At 70.9% G+C, this 16,988-nt stretch carries 12 protein-coding genes, 1 tRNA gene and 1 pseudogene; 3 read left to right on the top strand and 11 right to left on the bottom strand.

Features of this window, described 5'->3' with window-relative positions; genetic code table 11:
• Nucleotides 1-11 precede the first annotated feature (11 nt).
• Nucleotides 12-1,013, bottom strand: a complete 1,002-nt coding sequence (locus tag AB0O15_RS03160) for a helix-turn-helix domain-containing protein (RefSeq protein WP_364313301.1) — start codon at nucleotides 1,011-1,013, stop codon at nucleotides 12-14.
• A gap of 2 nt (nucleotides 1,014-1,015) precedes the next feature.
• Nucleotides 1,016-1,089: transfer RNA gene (locus AB0O15_RS03155), tRNA-Thr, on the bottom strand.
• 158 nt (nucleotides 1,090-1,247) lie between these two features.
• Between AB0O15_RS03155 and ugpC the strand changes: the two genes are divergently transcribed.
• Entirely contained in the window at nucleotides 1,248-2,333 is a 1,086-nt protein-coding gene (ugpC, locus tag AB0O15_RS03150) for a sn-glycerol-3-phosphate ABC transporter ATP-binding protein UgpC (RefSeq protein WP_364313298.1), read from the top strand.
• Nucleotides 2,334-2,383: 50 nt separating this feature from the next.
• Here ugpC and AB0O15_RS03145 read toward each other — a convergent pair whose 3' ends face one another.
• Both AB0O15_RS03145 and AB0O15_RS03140 read right to left on the bottom strand, forming a co-directional pair.
• A complete protein-coding gene (locus tag AB0O15_RS03145) occupies nucleotides 2,384-5,440 on the bottom strand; it encodes an Hsp70 family protein (protein ID WP_364313296.1) in 3,057 nt (1,018 codons plus the stop codon).
• Between the two features lie 124 nt (nucleotides 5,441-5,564).
• Nucleotides 5,565-6,509 carry an NADP-dependent oxidoreductase gene (locus AB0O15_RS03140; protein WP_364313293.1) on the bottom strand — a complete coding sequence of 315 codons (945 nt, stop codon included), beginning with the start codon at nucleotides 6,507-6,509 and terminating at the stop codon, nucleotides 5,565-5,567.
• A 49-nt stretch (nucleotides 6,510-6,558) separates the two neighbouring features.
• Between AB0O15_RS03140 and AB0O15_RS03135 the strand changes: the two genes are divergently transcribed.
• Nucleotides 6,559-7,185 carry a helix-turn-helix domain-containing protein gene (locus AB0O15_RS03135; RefSeq protein ID WP_364313291.1) on the top strand — a complete coding sequence of 209 codons (627 nt, stop codon included), beginning with the start codon at nucleotides 6,559-6,561 and terminating at the stop codon, nucleotides 7,183-7,185.
• A 19-nt stretch (nucleotides 7,186-7,204) separates the two neighbouring features.
• Here the strand turns inward: AB0O15_RS03135 and rlmB are convergent, their stop codons facing one another.
• From rlmB to AB0O15_RS03120, 3 genes are all read right to left on the bottom strand, one after another.
• Nucleotides 7,205-8,329, bottom strand: coding sequence for a 23S rRNA (guanosine(2251)-2'-O)-methyltransferase RlmB (gene rlmB / locus AB0O15_RS03130; RefSeq protein WP_364313289.1), 1,125 nt, complete (start codon nucleotides 8,327-8,329; stop codon nucleotides 7,205-7,207).
• Complete coding sequence (gene cysS / locus AB0O15_RS03125; RefSeq protein WP_364313286.1) at nucleotides 8,329-9,744, bottom strand: cysteine--tRNA ligase; 1,416 nt, start codon at nucleotides 9,742-9,744, stop codon at nucleotides 8,329-8,331. The genes rlmB and cysS overlap by 1 nt, the downstream gene beginning before the upstream one ends.
• Nucleotides 9,745-9,805: 61 nt before the next feature.
• Nucleotides 9,806-11,203, bottom strand: coding sequence for a class II fumarate hydratase (locus AB0O15_RS03120; protein ID WP_364313284.1), 1,398 nt, complete (start codon nucleotides 11,201-11,203; stop codon nucleotides 9,806-9,808).
• A 131-nt stretch (nucleotides 11,204-11,334) separates the two neighbouring features.
• Here AB0O15_RS03120 and AB0O15_RS03115 point away from each other — a divergent pair, with 131 nt between their 5' ends.
• Entirely contained in the window at nucleotides 11,335-11,811 is a 477-nt protein-coding gene (locus AB0O15_RS03115) for a hypothetical protein (protein ID WP_364313282.1), read from the top strand.
• 128 nt (nucleotides 11,812-11,939) lie between these two features.
• Here AB0O15_RS03115 and AB0O15_RS03110 read toward each other — a convergent pair whose 3' ends face one another.
• The 4 genes and pseudogenes from AB0O15_RS03110 to AB0O15_RS03095 all read right to left on the bottom strand — a co-directional run.
• Nucleotides 11,940-13,103, bottom strand: a complete 1,164-nt coding sequence (locus tag AB0O15_RS03110; protein ID WP_364316996.1) for a Fic/DOC family N-terminal domain-containing protein — start codon at nucleotides 13,101-13,103, stop codon at nucleotides 11,940-11,942.
• A gap of 149 nt (nucleotides 13,104-13,252) precedes the next feature.
• Nucleotides 13,253-14,920 (bottom strand): fumarate hydratase, encoded by a 1,668-nt coding sequence (locus tag AB0O15_RS03105; protein WP_364313279.1) that lies wholly within the window; start codon nucleotides 14,918-14,920, stop codon nucleotides 13,253-13,255.
• Between the two features lie 60 nt (nucleotides 14,921-14,980).
• Nucleotides 14,981-16,282, bottom strand: a complete 1,302-nt coding sequence (locus tag AB0O15_RS03100; RefSeq protein ID WP_364313276.1) for a hypothetical protein — start codon at nucleotides 16,280-16,282, stop codon at nucleotides 14,981-14,983.
• Between the two features lie 236 nt (nucleotides 16,283-16,518).
• A pseudogene (locus AB0O15_RS03095) lies at nucleotides 16,519-16,986 on the bottom strand (Lrp/AsnC family transcriptional regulator); the annotation flags it as partial.
• Nucleotides 16,987-16,988: the final 2 nt, after the last annotated feature.

Here is a 16,988-nt window from a genome sequence, read left to right as displayed (position 1 = left end):
TACGCCGTGGCTCAGGCCGGGGAGGACGAGACGGACCCGTCCGGATTCCTGTTCTCCTGGGCCGAAACGTTGCGGTACCTCGACGGCGGCATCCCGTACTCCAGGAGGAATGCCTGCCGCAGCGACTCGCCGGTGTGGAACCCGCACCGCCGCGCCACCGCCGCCACCGGAAGATCGGTCGAGGTGAGCAGGTGTGCGGCCGCCTCGGTCCGCGCGCGCCGGACGAACTGCGCGGGCGTCCGGCCGAGGTGCGCGCCGAAGAGCCGGGACAGGTGCCGTTCACTGACCCCGGCCAGGGCGGCCAGCGCCGGCGCGCTGAGGTCGTCGGCGAGGTGGCCGGCCACATGGTTGCGGACCCGGCGGACGACCAGGTCGTCGGTCGAGCAACGGCTGAGGAACATGCTCTGCTGGGCCTGCTCGCCGGACCGCTGCAGATAGGTGACCGTGCCCAGGGCGACGCCGCGGGCCAGCGTCATCCCGTGATCTTCCTCGATGAACGACAGCGTGAGGTCGAGCGCGCTGGTCACACCGCCCGAGGTGGCCACGTCGCCCGAACGGATGTAGATCGGCTCGGGATCCACCTCGACGGCCGGGTAGCTGCGGGCGAACTCCTCGGCGAACCGCCAGTGGGTGGTGGCGCGGCGACCGTCCAGGAGGCCGGCCTCGGCCAGAACGGTCGCGCCGGTGCAGACCGAGGCCACCCGGCGGGCGGTACGGGCGATCCGGCGTACGTGTCCGACCAGCACCGGACCGGCCGCCGCGGCCAGATGACCGAGCCCGCCCGAGACGATCAGCGTGTCCACCGGCTCGGTGTGACGCTCCAGGGTGGCCTGTGCCGCGAGGCTCAACCCCGAATCACAGCGAATGGCACGACCACCGGGGGTGGCCAGAATGACCCGATAAGCCGGTTGCGCCCCGATCAGATTGGCCATCGCCAGGCTGGACGTGACGCAGGCGATGTCCAGCAACTCGGCTCCGTCGTAGCCGACCACCAGCACCAGTCGCGCCCGCATAGAGCCCCCGGCCGGATTCGAACCGGCGACCTACCGCTTACAAGGCGGTTGCTCTGGCCAACTGAGCTACAGGGGCGCGCGCGAACAGCATAGCGGCTCTGCGTGACGGCCTCGAAACCGCAGGTCAGCCCGTCCGGACCTTGGCAAGAAGGTTAAAAACATTTAACGTGACGGTGTTCCATCCACTCGGATCGTCCGGCACGTTCCTGCCGGTGGAAAGGAAGTCGTTACTTCATGGCTACTGTCACGTACGAGAAAGCCTCCCGGATCTACCCGGGCTCCGAGCGCCCCGCGGTCAACGAGCTCAGCCTGGAGATCGGTGACGGCGAGTTCCTCGTCCTGGTCGGCCCCTCCGGTTGTGGCAAGTCGACCAGCCTGCGCATGCTCGCCGGCCTCGAAGATGTCGACCGCGGCCGCATCCTCATCCAGGGCAAGGACGTCACCAACCTGCCCCCGAAGTCCCGCGACATCGCGATGGTCTTCCAGAACTACGCCCTCTACCCGCACATGTCGGTGTACGAGAACATGGCGTTCGCCCTGAAGCTGCGCAAGACCCCCAAGCCCGAGATCGACCGCCGGGTGAAAGAGGCCGCGGCGCTGCTGCAGCTGGACGAGTACCTGGCCCGCAAGCCGAAGGCGCTCTCCGGTGGTCAGCGTCAGCGGGTCGCCATGGGCCGCGCGATCGTGCGTGAGCCGCAGGTGTTCCTCATGGACGAGCCGCTGTCGAACCTCGACGCCAAGCTCCGCGTCCAGACCCGCTCGCAGATCGCCACGCTGCAGGCCAAGCTCGGCATCACCACCGTCTACGTGACCCACGACCAGGTCGAGGCCATGACGATGGGCCACCGGGTGGCGGTCATGCTGGACGGCGTCCTGCAGCAGTGCGACACCCCGCGCGCCCTGTACGACACCCCCGGCAACGTCTTCGTGGCCGGCTTCATCGGCTCGCCGGCGATGAACATCAAGACCGTGGCGCTGACCGAGGCGGGCGCCTCGTTCGGCCCGCTGGCCCTCCCGCTCACCCGCGAGCAGGTCGCGGCGGCGCAGAGCGGCGGCGGCAAGGTGACCCTCGGCTTCCGGCCGGAGGCGACCGACATCGTCGCCGAGTCCGGTGGCGGTCTGCCGATCGTCGTCGACCTGGTCGAAGACCTCGGCTCGGACGCCAACGTCTACGGCCACGCGGCCATGGACGAGGGCTCGGAGCGCTTCGTGGTCCGCACCGACCGGCGGACCATGCCGAGCATGGGCGAGACGGTGTACATCAAGCCGCAGATCAACCAGGTGCACGCGTTCAACGCGACGAGCGGCGAGCGCATCTAGTTTCCGCTTCTGCTTCACGACGGCCCCGGCGTTCGCGCCGGGGCCGTTCGCTATCCGGCGAAGCGCTGCCAGGTCAGGTTCTTGTCGGCGACGCAGGCGATGACCTCGGTGTTCCAGGAGCACGAGGCGGTGCGTACGCCGCTCATCGGCCCCAGTTGCACGGGATCGTCGCCGAGGTGCCGCCCCGCGAGCGACGGGTCCTCGGGCGTGGTGGACAGCGTGCGGGAGAACAGCAGCACGTTGCCGCCGTCCAGCCGGCCGGCCGCACCGTCCGCGCTCCACCGCACCTTCCCGGCCGCGGCGTCGATGAACGTCACCTTGGTGGCCGACGAATCCTTCTGCGTGACCAGCGCGTTGTCGCCGACCGGGACGATCGACTCGGCGCCGGGCAGGGTCACCCGCCAGGTCTTGGCGCCGTCGGCCACCCGTACCCCCGCGACCTTGTTCTCCTTGCCGTCGTAGGCGAGCGACTCGATCCAGCAGACCTGCTCGGCGCCGCACGACGCCAGCGCGGTGATCTTGGCGCCGGCCGCGGCCTGGCCAAGCACCTTGGGACTGTCCAGCGTGGACAGGTCGAAGGCCAGCACCCGCTGGGTGGTGCCGGTCGTCTCGACGGCCACCACCCGGTTGTTGGTCACCGAGATCAGGCCGTCGGTGTCGGCGATGCCGGCCTTCGGCGCGACCACCACCCCGCCGTCCTCGGCGTCGACCACCCGGGCCGACCGGTCGGCGAACACCTGGAGCAGCCGGGTGTCGTCGTCGAGGTCGGCCGCGAACGCCGACCCGGACGGACGCGCCGGTCCGGACAGGTCGTCCGGGGTGAGGCTGCTGTAGAGGACCGGCACGGTCGACGAGTCACTGGCCGGGTCGGGCAGCTCCCAGGATTTGCCGCCGTCGCTGCGGCGCATGGCGACCAGCCGCTTGCCGGCGCTGTCGGTGAAGACGGCGTTCGGCCCGCTGAACCGCACACTGTCCGCGCGGGCCATCGTGTGCTGCCAGCGCACCTTCCCGGAGCCGCCGTCCAGCACCACCAACCGCCGCTGATCCGAGCCGGAGTCCACCTCGGTGATCGCCGCGACGCCGTCCGGCAGCCCGACGATCTGCTCCCAGCCGGTGGCCACCCCCGCCTCGGTGCCGGCCCACAGCTGCTTGCCGGTGTCCGCCTCGGCCGCCACGACGCCGAGCGTCCCGTCGTCGTTCTCGGTCGCGTAGTAGACCCGGTTCCCCACGATCACCGAGTCGGTCAGATTGCTGCTGAACACCGTCGCCGCGTCCAGCGTCACGGCCGGCGTCCTACCCAGCGGCTGGAAGTCGATCGCCCGATACCCCGGCCAGAACGCCCACGCGAGCGCCGCCCCCACCCCCACCACCACAACCAGGGCGGAAGCGCCGATCAAGACCCACTTCCTCCGGTACGCAGGTGAGCGCTCCGTTCCACCGGCCTGCTCGGCCGACGCCAGCCACGGCTCATTCGGCGCCCCGGCCATGGTGCGCGGTCCACCCGCCGCGCCCCCGCCTCCGGGCCCACCGTGCCCGCCTCCACCGCCGCTTGCTCCATCGCGCCCGCCGCCGGGTCCATGACCGCCCCCGCCGCCGGGCCCGCCACCCGCGCCACCGGGCCCGCCGTGGCCGCGCCCACCGTTTCCGCCGGCGTCGCCGCCGAAGTCGCCGCCGTAGGCAGGCGCTCCACCCGGCCCGAAAGCCGCGGCCTCCCCGGTCGCCCAGGGGTCGACGGGTTCCGCATACTCCTGCGGCGGCTCGCCACCGGCCGGACCCGTGGGCTGGGTAGGAATGGTCGCAGGCGTAGGCGTTGGCGTAGCCGCCTCGGCCACCCCACGCTGATACCGCAAAGCATCATCCGGAACCGGAGCCGCCGCCCCCCACTCACCGCCCTGGTCCATCCGAGTCCCGCCGGATTCGTCCGTTCCCGACCGATCTCCGGTGAGATCGTCCGGCGTCCAGGGCTGCGTGCCCGACGCGCTCTCCGCCGCCGCCGCGCCGGCCCGGGCGGCGGCCGCCGCCGCGATCGCCCCCTCGGCGACCGGTAGTTCCGGCTGTTCGAGAACGGTCGGCGCCACCCCCAGGTCGGCGTGCAGCAGCCGCGCCACCAACGGCACCCGCGACGACCCGCCGACCAGGAACAGCCCGGCCAACTCCCCGGGCGTGAGCCCCGCCGCCCGGATCACCGCCCCGGCCTCGGTCACCCCACGCCGGATCAGCGGCCCGGCCGCGGCCTCCAGCTCATCCCGCGTGAGGTGCACGGCCTGCTCCACCCCGGGCACGGGCACCGGCGCCAGGGCGGAGCGCGACAACATCTCTTTGGCCCCGCGTACGTCTTCCCAGAACTGCCGCCGAGCCCGCCACTGCGCGAGCGTGCGCGGATCGGTCAGCGCGCCCCACGCCTCGGGCTCACCGCCCGCGAGCGACTTGCCCAGGTGGTCGACCAGCGCCGCGTCCAGGTCGAGCCCGCCGAGATCGTCGGCGCCCCCGGACGCCGCCACCTCGAAGCGGGGCCGGCCGTCCGGGCCGAGGCCTTCGTTGCGTACGACGGCCACATCGAGCGTGCCACCGCCGAAGTCGAACACCGCCAGCGCCGCGCCCACCGGCACCGGCCGGCGCAGCACGTCGGCGAAGTAGCGTGCCGCCGCCACCGGCTCGGGCACCAGCTCGGTCTCGGCCGGCCACCCGGCCCGCCCGAGCGCCTCCTGCAGCACGGCGCGACGCAAACGTCCCCAGGCGGCGGGGTAGGTGAGCACGGCCGGTGGCAGGAAGCCGGCCGTGGCGACGGCCTCCCGGGCCACCGCGCCCAGCAACGCCGCCAGCAGGTCGGCCACCGGCACGGTCACGTCGCCGAGCAGCACCCCGTCGTCGTCGATGCGCCGCTTGGGGTTGGGCTCGATTCGCGCCGGGTCGGCGTACCCCAGTCGCAAAGCGTCTCGCCCGACATGCAGCCGGCGCTCGCCGTCGAGGTGCACCGCCGAGGGCAGCAGCGGCTGGCCGTCGAAGAGCAGCGGCCGGGTCCGCCCGTCGGGCCAGCGCAGCATGGCGACGGTGTGCGACGTGCCAAGGTCGACGGCCAGCACAAAGCCGCCCCCGGGACCGGTCATCGTGCTGCCCCTCCGCCATCGGACACCCGGACCGCCATGTTACGGCCCCCGCACTACCGGCACACTCGGCCGCCCGGCCCACCACCAGCGAAACGTGAGGCACGCTCAAGTCCTGGTCGCCTGCCTAGTTGAGCAGCACGACCTTGCCCCGCGCGTGGCGCGTCTCGAGCAAGGCGTGGGCCGCCGCGGCCGCCTCCAGCGGGAACGCCGCCGCCACCGGCACCCGGAGCCGCCCCTCCCCGGCCAACGCCACCGCCAGCGCCAAGCCGTGCAACGCCGGCCGGTCGGCGGCCCCCAACGCGGTGCCGGTCTCGTCGGCCGGCGCGCCGTGCGACAGATGCACCCCGTGCGCGGCCGCGTCGAAGTCGGCGATGGTCACCACCCGGGACGGCGCCCCGGCCAGCGCGATCAGCGTCGGCAGATCCCCGCCGGCGCAGTCGAACACCGCGTCCACCCCGTCCGGCGCCAGCGCCCGGACCCGGTCGGCCAGCCCCGGCCCGTACGTCGTCGGCACCCCACCGAGCGACCGCAGCAGATCGTGGTTGTGCGGGCCGGCCGTGCCGATCACCCGAGCTCCCCGCGCCGCCGCCAGCTGAACCGCGACCGTGCCGACCCCGCCGGCCGCCCCCTGGATCAGCAGGGTCTGACCGGCCGTGACCCCGAGCAGGTCGAGCACCCGGGTCGAGGTCTCCACGTTGCCGGCCGCCCCGCCGGCCTCCTCCCAGCTCCACGCATCCGGCTTGGGCGCCCAGGCGTAGAGGACGGCATGGTCGGCGTTGGCCCCGTCGAAGAACGACGCCAGCCCGAACACCTCGTCCCCGATGCCGACGCCGGTGACACCGTCGCCGATCTCGTCGACCACACCGGCCGCGTCGACGCCGGTGCGGACCGGGAAGGTCGCCGGCACGGTGTCGCGGAGACGGCCGGAGCGGATGTAGGTCTCGCCGGGCGTGACCCCGGAGGCGCGTACGGCGATGCGGACGGTGCCGGGGCCGGCCTGCGGGGCGGGCACCTCGGCCACGGAAAGGACGTCGGGCGGGCCATATGCGGCGAATTGAACAGCTCTCATGCGCCGGACCGTAACGGAACACCCGATCCGCTTAGCTAAAGTGAGAACGGTGACGGAGGAACTGGTTCAGAAGCTGCGCTCGGACGCACGTGACAACCGCGACCGCATTCTCGCGGTCGCCCGCGAGGCGTTCGCCGTGGACGGGCTGGACGTGCCGGTGCGAGAGATCGCCCGGCGCGCCGAGGTCGGGGTGGCGACCGTCTACCGGCGCTTCCCGACCAAGGAGGCCCTGCTGTCGGCCGCGTTCACCGACCAGATGGCCGTCTGCGTCAACATCATCGACGAGGGTCTCGCCCACCCCGACCCGTGGCTGGGCTTCTGCCAGGTGATCGAGAACCTGCTCGCCGTGCACGCCCTCGACCGGGGTTTCGCCCGCGCGATGATCTCGCAGTTCCCGCGGCTGTTCGACTTCGCCGAGGCCCGCGACCGGTCGATGCGGACGCTGCTCCAGCTGATCCGGCGCGCGAAGGAGGCGGGCGGCCTGCGCACGGACGTCGTCCTCGAGGACGTGGTGCTCGCGATGATGGCGAACGACGGCATCCACGCCGAGTCGCCCGGGCTGCGGATCGCCGCCTCCCGGCGCTTCGCGGCGCTGATGATCCAGTCGTTCGCCGCGAAGCCCACCGCGGCGCCGCTCCCGCCGGCCGTCCGCCTGCCGCTCCTCACCCGGAACTAGGCGCCGTCCGTCCCCGGGACTAAGCGCCGTACGTACGCCGCCGATTCACCTCGGCCAGCGTGACCGCGGCGGCCACCGACGCGTTCAACGACTCCACCGTGGACGCCATCGGGATGCTCACCCGCAGGTCACAGGTCTCGCCGACCAGGCGGGACAGGCCGCGGCCCTCGGAGCCGACCACCACGAGCAGCGGCCCGACCGCGACCTCGAGCTGGTAGAGGTCGGTCTCGCCGTCGGCGTCGAGCCCGATCGCGGTGAAGCCGGCCTGCTGGCACGCCTTGACCGCCCGGGTCAGGTTGACCACCTGGGAGACCGGCACCCGGGCGGCCGCCCCGGCGCTGGTCCGCCACGCGGTCGGAGTGATGCCCGCGGCGCGGCGCTCGGTCATGAACACGCCGTGCCCGCCGAACGCCGCCACCGAACGGATGACCGCGCCCAGGTTGCGCGGGTCGGTCACGCCGTCGAGGGCGACCAGCAGCGGCGCCGTCTGTTCCAGCGCCGCGGCGATCAGGTCGTCGAGCTGCTCGTACGCGAACGGCGGCACCTGAAGCCCGATGCCCTGGTGGAGCACGCCACCGGTCATCCGGTCGAGCTCGTTGCGGCTGACCTCGAGGATCGGGATGCCCCGGTCGCCCGAGGTTCGGACGATCTCGTTGACCCGGTCGTCGATGTCGATGCCCTGGGCCACGTAGAGGGCGGTCGCGGGGATCGCCGCGCGCAGCGCCTCGACCACCGGGTTGCGGCCGAGCAGCAGCTCGGGCCCCTCCTTGGTGGGGTTGGACCGGCGGCCCGGCGCGACCCGGGGGCCGCCACGCGGGTTGGCCTTGCCGCGCTGGGGAGCCGGACGGCCGGCGCTGGAACCCCGGCCGCCGCCCTTGCCCCAGGTGGTGTCCTTGCTGCCGGGGACGCCGATCTTGGGCGCGCGTCCTTCGGCGGTCGCCGCGCGGCGTTCCTTGTCCTGCTTGCGCGCGGTCTTCGCGGGCAGGTCCTCGGTGCCGGAGTAGCCCTTGTGCCAGGGCCGCTCGTCGGCCGGCAGGGTGCGGCCGCGGCCCTTGAGGCCGCTGCGGTTCTTGCCGCCCGAGCCGGCCTGCGCCCCCTTCTTCGAGGTGACGCGACGGCTGCGGTTGGTGGAGTTTCCCGGCATCAGTGTTGCTCTCCCACGGTCCAGCGGGGCCCGGCCGGGGTGTCTTCCACCTGGATGCCCGCATGCTTCAACTGGTCACGGACCGCGTCGGCGGCGGCCCAGTCCTTGCGCGCCCGAGCCTGGGCACGTTGTTCGAGGGCGAGGTGCACGAGGGCGTCCACCACCGGCTTGAGGTCGTTGCCGCGGTCGCCACCGCCCCACGCCGGGTCGAGCGGGTCGAGGCCGAGCACCCCGAGCATGGCCCGCACGGCGGTGAGCGCGGCGCGGACGCCGGTCTCGTCGCCGGCGGCCAGGGCGGTGTTGCCCTCTCGGATGGTGTCGTGCACGACGGCCAGCGCGGCCGACGTGTTGAGGTCGTCGTTCATCGCCGCGGCGAAGTCGGGCGGCACGTCCTTCGGCCGGCCCGGCCCGACGATCTCGACGGCGCGCTGCACGAAGCCCTCGATCCGGCGGTAGGCCGTGGCCCCCTCGTGCAGCGCCTCGTCGGAGTAGTCGATGCGCGAGCGGTAGTGGGGCGTGCCGAGGTAGTAGCGCAACTCCACCGGCCGGATGCCCTGCGCGACGACCGACTGGAAGTCGATCACGTTGCCCAGCGACTTGCTCATCTTGGCCTCGCCGAGGTTGAGCAGCGCGTGATGCACCCAGTAACGGGCGAACGGCAGCCCGGCCGCGTGCGACTGGGCGATCTCGTTCTCGTGGTGGGGGAACGTCAGGTCGAGCCCGCCGCCGTGGATGTCGAACTCGTCGCCGAGGTAGCGCCGGGCCATCGCCGAGCACTCGATGTGCCAGCCGGGGCGGCCGCGCCCCCACGGCGACGCCCAGGTGGCGTCGGCCGGCTCACCGGGCTTCGCCGCCTTCCACAGCGCGAAGTCGCGGTAGTCGTGCTTGTCCTTCTCGCCGCCGTCGGCCGGGGGACGCATGTCGTCCGGCTTCTGACCGGACAGGGCGCCGTAGCCCGCGAAGGACGGCACGTCGAAGTAGACGTCGCCGCAGCCGTTGTCGGACGGATAGGCGTGCTTGCGCTCGATCAGGTCGGTGATCAGCTCGTGCATCTCGGGCACATGCCCGGTGGCCAGCGGCTCGTAGGTCGGCGGCAGCACGTTGAGCGCGGCGTAGTCGTGGTCGAGGACCAGCTTGTTCTCGTACGCGATCGACCAGAACGGACGCTTCTGGGCGGCCGCCTTGTCGAGGATCTTGTCGTCGACGTCGGTGATGTTGCGGACGAAGGTGACCTCGTTGCCGGTGTGCAGCAGCCAGCGCCGTAACACGTCGTAGTTGACCGCGGACCGCAGGTGGCCGATGTGAGGCACCGACTGGACCGTGAGACCGCACAGGTAGATCCCGACCTGACCGGCTGTCTTCGGGACGAACTCCCGGACGGATCGGGTCGCGGTGTCATGGAGGCGGAGCGTCACCTGTCAAGGGTACCGAGGTGGTCCAATCGGAAACGCTCCGCCTGTGGACAACGGCCGACGATCAAGGACGGGTCATGCGGAGCACGTCAAGCAGCGAGTCCAGTTGATCTTCGGTCAGGGCGCCGGATGAGACATGGCCACGAGCGACGACCACCTCGCGGATGGAGGAACCGGAAGCCAGGGCCTCCTTCGCGATCGCGGCGGCCTCGTCGTACCCGAGGTAGCGGTTGAGGGGTGTGACGATCGACGGCGAGCCCTCGGCGTACCCCCGGGTGATCTCCTCGTTGACCTCCAGGCCGTCGATGCAGCGGTCGGCGAGCATGCGGGCCGCCGAGGCCAGCAGCCGGATCGACTCCAGCAGGTTGCGGGCCATCACCGGCAGCATCACGTTGAGCTCGAAGTCACCCTGCGTGCCGGCGAACGCCACCGCCGCGTCGTTGCCGATGACCTGGGCGCACACCTGGCGGACCGACTCGGGCACCACCGGGTTCACCTTGCCCGGCATGATCGACGAGCCCGGCTGCAGGTCGGGCAGCCGCAGCTCGCGCAGCCCCGCCCGCGGCCCCGAGCCCATCCAGCGGATGTCGTTGACGATCTTGTAGAGGCCGACCGCGACCACCCGGAGCTGGCCGGACGCCTCGACCAGCGCGTCCCGGGCACCCTGGGCCTCGAAGTGGTTGCGGGCCTCGGTCAGCGGCAGGCCGGTCATCTCCTTGAGCGTGGCGATCACCGCGGGCGCGAACCCGGGCGGCGTGTTCACGCCGGTGCCCACGGCCGTTCCGCCCAGCGGCAGCTCGGCCAGCCGGGGCAGGGTGTCGGTGAGCCGGTCGATGCCGTACTGCACCTGGGCGGTGTAGCCGGAGAACTCCTGGCCCAGGGTGACCGGGGTGGCGTCCATCAGGTGCGTACGCCCGCTCTTGACCACCTCGGCCCAGGCGTCGGACCTGGCCTTGAGCGCGGCGGCCAGGTGGTCGAGGGCCGGGATCAGGGTGGCCGTGATCGCCTCGGTGGCGGCCAGGTGGATCGACGAGGGGAAGACGTCGTTGCTCGACTGGGAGGCGTTGACGTGGTCGTTCGGGTGAACCGGGTGGCCCAGCTCACGCGCGGCCAGCGAGGCGATCACCTCGTTGGCGTTCATGTTCGACGACGTGCCCGAGCCGGTCTGGAAGACGTCGATCGGAAACTGGTCGTCGTAGCCGCCCGCCGACACCTGCGCCGCGGCCGTCGTGATCGCCTTGGCCAGCTCGTCGTCGAGCACCCCGAGGGTGGCGTTGACCTGGGCCGCGGCCCCCTTGATCTGGGCCAGCGCCTTGATGTGGGCCGGCTCCAGGCCACGCCCGGAGATCGGGAAGTTCTCCACCGCGCGCTGGGTCTGTGCCCGCCAGAGGGCGTCGGCCGGGACCCGGACCTCGCCCATCGTGTCCTTTTCGATGCGGTATCCGCTCTCGTCAGTCGTCACCCGTCATTCGTACACCGCAGTGGACGCGCGGGACGACGGAACGTACCGTGGGCGAGCGTTTGGACCGCCTACTGAACAGGATCTTCGTGATGCGACGCGCTCTGTTGGCCATCGTTACGGGAGGTGCTCTGGTGGCGCTGACCGCCTGTGGCAGCGACGCGAAGAACAACGCCTCGACCGCTGCTCAGAACACCCCGGCGCCGCCCCCGACGGCCGAGTCGACCTACCAGGCGCCCGACTGGTCGGCGAACACCAAGCAGGTCTGCGACAAGGTCGCGGCCATCTACTCGGACGGTTTCGCCGGCTTCTCCACCCAGCTGGGCAAGATGATCGCCAACAAGGAGGCCAAGCAGGCCCCCGGGGCGACGGCGGCCCAGAAGGCGGCCGGCGAGGAGCTCAAGAAGGTCGGCGCGCAGATCAAGAAGGAGGTCGCCGCGGCACAGGACCCCAACCTCAAGGCCGCCGGCGAGCAGAGCGCGACCAAGGTCACCGGCAGCGCGACCGACAAGGCCTTCTTCGACTCGATCAAGACCACCAAAGACCTGAACGCCAAGATCGAGACCAAGATGCTCGACTGGATGAACCCGGTCACCGGGTATTGCGCCTAATACCAAGATCAATTCTTGGGTACGCCCACGTCAGGCCCTGTCCCCACACCGCGGCCTGACCGATCCGCCCAGGCCGTGCCGCGTCCGCCGGTCGTGACGGATCCGTCCGGCTCAAACCAAGACCCGCGTCAAGCGTCGTTGATGACGTTGAGCACCTCACGCGCCGCGAACACGCGCCCGTGCCGTCGGCCCGTCCGCTCCTCGAGAATTCCCAGTTGGACAAGACGTCTGATCGCCGTGTTCGCGGCCTGGTACGAGACCCCGTACCTTTCGGCGGTCGGCGTCGCCGTGATCATGGGGTACCCGAACAGATCCTCGACGATCCGCACGGCCACACCTCGGACGTCGGCCTCGATCAACCGTGTGAGCGCCCCGTCCCGCCAGTCATGCAAGGCGTCGATCTTCTCCACCCCCCGAACAGCCTGCGCCCGTACCGCCTCGGCGAAGAAGCGGATCCACGGTTCGAAGTCGCCGGTGGCGCTGACCGCCAGCAAATGATCCTGGTACTGGCGCCTTCTGCTCTCGAGCCAAGGCGAGAGATTCAGCACCGGCACGCGAAGCTCGCCTCGATGAGCGAGCTGCAACACGCAGACGAGCCGGCCAAGACGGCCATTGCCATCGTTGAACGGGTGCAGGGTCTCGAACTGGTAGTGGCCCAGAGCCATCTTGATGACCAGGTGGAGGGTGTCCTCGGCGCTGAGCCAGGCCGCCCAGGCGTCGATTCCGGCGCGCAGCTGGTCGCCCGGAGGCGAAGGGACAAAGCGGGCCTCGTCGACCCGTCCGCCGCCGCCGCCGATGAACACCTGGGTGGTTCGGATGCGACCGGCGTCTTGCGAATCCCCCCGGGTACCTCGTACCAGGATCTTCTGCAGCTGCTCCAACATCCCGACCGTGATCGGCTTGTCCTTGATCCACTCGAACGCGAGCTCCGCGGCCTCGACGTAGTTGTGAACCTCGGCGACCGACGCGGTGAGCTGATTCCGTTGGAGAAAGTCGGCTTCGAGCACGTCATCGAGCGCCGCGTACGTGCCTTCGAGCGCCGACGTGCTGACCGCTTCCTGCCGGATCGCCGGACGCGCCAGGAGCCCAGGGTTGGGTAACCGGAACGCCGCCTGGTCGAGACGAGCGACAGCGACCGCCGCGTCGGTGACCGCCAGGTAGGTCTCCTGGGCCAGGTCGAGTTTGGTCGGCAGCGGGTCGGGGATGAACGCCGAGCACTCGTAGTCCTCACGGAACCGCGAGTCCCATCCGGTGATTCGGACAAGAGACCCGACGGGTGACGATCGGAACATAGCGGCATCCATGAATTAAAGTAAATCACGTAAAACTTGAAAACCTAGGGCCGCTTTTCAAGTCCGCGTACATGACACGCGGCCGAATGAAAGTTTTTCCTCAGAAACTTTAAATTACACAGGTGGTTTTCAACCACGCTCCGTGAGCGTCAGGGGCGGGCGCCGACCTGGAGGACGGTCTTCGGGCGAGTGACGTCGGCGAAGAAGTCGTTGCCCTTGTCGTCGACGACGATGAAGGCGGGGAAGTCTTCCACCTCGATCTTCCAGACCGCTTCCATGCCCAGCTCGGGATATTCCAGCACCTCGACGTGCCGGATGCAGTCCTGGGCCAGGCGCGCGGCCGGCCCGCCGATCGAGCCCAGGTAGAAGCCGCCGTGGGTCTGGCAGGACCGGGTCACCTGGGTGGACCGGTTGCCCTTGGCCAGCATCACCATCGAGCCGCCGGCCGCCTGGAACTTCTCCACGTAGGAGTCCATCCGCCCGGCCGTGGTCGGCCCGAACGAGCCGGAGGCGTACCCCTCGGGGGTCTTGGCCGGGCCGGCGTAGTAGACCGCGTGGTCGCGCAGGTACTGCGGCATCGGTTCGCCCGCGTCGAGCCGCTCGGCGATCTTGGCGTGGGCGATGTCGCGGGCCACCACCAGCGGGCCGGACAGCGACAGCCGGGTCTTCACCGGGTACTTGGACAGCAGCGCCCGGATCTCGTCCATCGGCTGGTTGAGGTCGACGCGGACGACCTCTTCGCTGTCGGGGACGATGTCAGGCAGGAAGCGCGCCGGGTCGGTCTCGAGCCGCTCCAGCCAGACGCCGGACGGGGTGATCTTGGCGAGGGCCTGCCGGTCGGCCGAGCAGGAGACGGCGATCGCGACCGGGCAGGACGCGCCGTGCCGGGGGAGGCGGATCACGCGTACGTCGTGGCAGAAGTACCGGCCGCCGAACTGGGCCCCGATGCCGAAGTCGCGGGTCAGTTCGAGCACCGCCGCCTCGAGCTCGACGTCGCGGAATCCGTGCGCCGCCATGGTGCCGTGCCGGGGCAGGTTGTCCAGGTACTTCGCGCTGGCCAGCTTGGCCGTCTTCAGCGCGTACTCGCCGCTGGTGCCGCCGATCACGACGGCCAGGTGGTACGGCGGGCAGGCGGCGGTGCCGATCAGCCGCAGCTTCTCGTCCAGGAAGGCCATCATCCGCGCCGGGTTCAGCAGCGCCTTGGTCTCCTGGTAGAGGTACGACTTGTTGGCCGAGCCGCCGCCCTTGGCCATGAACAGGAACTTGTACGCGTCGGGCTGCCCGCCCGGGTCCTCGGCGTACAGCTCGATCTGGGCCGGCAGGTTGGAGCCGGTGTTCCGCTCGTCCCACATGGTCAGTGGCGCGAGCTGCGAGTAGCGAAGGTTCAACCGGGTGTACGCCTCGTACACCCCGGCCGCGATGGCCTCCTCGTCACGACCGTCGGTGAGGACGTGCCGCCCGCGCTTGCCCATCACGATCGCGGTGCCGGTGTCCTGGCACATCGGCAGCACCCCGCCGGCCGCGATGTTGGCGTTGCGCAGCAGGTCGAGGGCCACGAAGCGGTCGTTGGGCGACGCTTTCGGGTCGTCGATGATCGAGGCGAGCTGGGCCAGGTGGGCAGGCCGCAGGAAGTGCGCGATGTCATGCATCGCCTCGGCCGTGAGCAGGGACAACACCTCGGGCTCGACGGTCAGGAAACGCCGCTTTCCGGGCCCCTCGACAACGTCCACACCCTCGTCGCTGACCAGTCGGTAGTCGGTGGTGTCGGCACCGACCGGCAGCAAGGGCGCGTAGGTGAAGGAGCCGGAGCTGTTCATGAGCGGCAAGCCTAAATCAGTGTGTACGGAAGCTGCGCACGACCCGGGATATCGAATCGATCACCGATACGGAAGGTAGGCCATGTCACGCCCGTCGACCACGATCAGACCCTCCGCGCCGGTGGCGAAGACCGAGGCTTCGGTACGGGCGTCGACCAGCACCCGCCCGCCGGTCGGCGACAGCGCGGTGATGCGTCGCGGCGAGGTGTTCACCACGATCGCCGCGTACGGGGTGAGCGCCGCCGACGCCCCGTTGTTGACGCCGCGCCGCCAGGTGACGTCGCCGGTGCTGAACGACCGCCCGCTGAGCGTCTTCCGGTCGGCGCTCCGGACGATCGCGTGCGCGTCGTCGACCGCCAGCACGTCCTGGTCCTTGGCGCCGTACCAGAGCCGCCGCCCGTCGTGCGCCGCGATCAGCTCCTCACGGCCGACCGGGTCGACGCCGAGGACCACGTCGTCGCCGCCGGCCGGGTCGCGGTCCTGCTTGCAGGACCCGCCGTTGCCCGCGGTCCGCAGGTTGAGCCCGTCCCGGCGCCACACCACGCCGGACGGCGGATCGGTGGCGATCACGCTGTAGTAGCAGGTGCCGTCGCCGGCCTCGCCGGTGACGGTGAGCACCCGCCCGCCGACGACGGTGACCCGTTCGGTGGGCTTGGGTGTCACGGTCTGCACGACCTTGCCGGTGGCGGTGTCCACGATGCGCACCCGGCCGCCGTCGGCCAGGCCCATCAGCCCGGGCAGGTAGGGCCGGCCGGCCGCCTGGTCGTCCACTTGCGACGCGGTCAGCGGGTGGGTGTCCGGCAGGTCGGGGTTGGCCGCGTCCAGCACAAAGCCGATGCCGCCGGTGCCGACCGTCCACAGCGGACGGGATCCGCGCGGGTCCCAGGCCGACAACTCGCACTCGCCGCCCTTGACGCAGCGCAGGTCGATGATCGCGTCCCGGTAGGCCCACACCGCGGTGGCCGCGTTGTCGCTGCGCCGGACGGCTCCGCTGCGCGGGTCGAGCACCTGGTAGCCCTTGGTGAGCAGCTTGCCGGTGACGACCACGGCGTCCGAGCCGTTGCCCGCCACCGACGCCCAGTCCGCGTCGGACTGCCACAGCTTCACGCCGGCGCCGAGCCCGTACGCCTCGACCCGGGTGCGGTATTCGACGATGGCGGCGTCGCCGGCGATGGTCACGCCGGCCGGCGAGCCGCTGAGCTTGACCTGCCACGACGAGGAGCCTTCGGCGACCGGGCCGGCCGCGGTCACCCAGTCCCAGACCTGTGGCCAGGGGTTGAAGACCCGGGTGAGGGCGAGCACGACGAGGCCGACGACGATGAAGATCGCGATGTACCCCCTCGGGGTGCCGCCGGAAGCCACAGCACACGCTAACGAGATCGACGAGTCTCGTCCGTGAGGCCGGAAAGGCCCGTGTCGTCCCGATAGCTACCGCTTCGCGGCCGCTCTTTCTGGTTGAGGGCGCTGCGCGGCCGCTCTTCTGGTTGAGGGCGCTGCGCGGCCGCTCTTTCTGGTTGAGGGCGCTGCGCGGCCGCTCTTTCTGGTTGAGGGCGCTGCGCGGCCGCTCTTTCTGGTTGAGGGCGCTGCGCGGCCTCCAAAACCAACGGCATGATCCGGTACGGAATGAGCTCCGCCAGCGCGATGATGGTGGCCGCCCGCAGGATGCCCTCGTAGTTCAGGATCCGGTCGATCACCCGCTGGAGGTCGGTGTTGGACCGGGCCACCACGCGACACAACATGTCCCCGCTGCCGGTGATGGTGTGCACTTCCAGCACCTCCGGGATGTCCGACAGGTGGCCGGCGACCGCGCTGTGCCCGTACCGCTGACTGATCTCGAGGGTGACGAAACTGGTCACCCCGAAACCGATCGACGCGGGCGCGACGTCCGGACCGAAGCCGCGGATCGCGCCCCGCGCGATCAGCTTGTCCAACCGGGCCTGGACTGTGCCGCGAGCGACCGAGAGCCGCCGCGACAGCTCGAGGACGCCGATCCGCGGCTCGTCCCGCAGCAGCGTCAGGAGCCGGGCATCAACGTCGTCGAGCTGCACATCCTGACCAGTCACGATCC

Source organism: Actinoplanes sp. NPDC089786 (assembly GCF_040684855.1).
Taxonomy (GTDB): domain Bacteria; phylum Actinomycetota; class Actinomycetes; order Mycobacteriales; family Micromonosporaceae; genus Actinoplanes.
The sequence above is the reverse complement of the archived record's forward strand: the minus strand, read 5'-3'. Positions and strand labels throughout refer to the sequence as shown.

Bases quoted from the DNA above. Each gene is read 5' to 3' on its own strand.
- AB0O15_RS03105 (WP_364313279.1), bottom strand. From the start codon at position 14,920: ATGAACAGCTCCGGCTCCTTCACCTACGCGCCCTTGCTGCCGGTCGGT.
- AB0O15_RS03145 (WP_364313296.1), bottom strand. From the start codon at position 5,440: ATGACCGGTCCCGGGGGCGGCTTTGTGCTGGCCGTCGACCTTGGCACG.
- AB0O15_RS03110 (WP_364316996.1), bottom strand. From the start codon at position 13,103: ATGTTCCGATCGTCACCCGTCGGGTCTCTTGTCCGAATCACCGGATGG.
- ugpC (WP_364313298.1), top strand. From the start codon at position 1,248: ATGGCTACTGTCACGTACGAGAAAGCCTCCCGGATCTACCCGGGCTCC.
- AB0O15_RS03140 (WP_364313293.1), bottom strand. From the start codon at position 6,509: ATGAGAGCTGTTCAATTCGCCGCATATGGCCCGCCCGACGTCCTTTCC.
- rlmB (WP_364313289.1), bottom strand. From the start codon at position 8,329: ATGCCGGGAAACTCCACCAACCGCAGCCGTCGCGTCACCTCGAAGAAG.
- AB0O15_RS03160 (WP_364313301.1), bottom strand. From the start codon at position 1,013: ATGCGGGCGCGACTGGTGCTGGTGGTCGGCTACGACGGAGCCGAGTTG.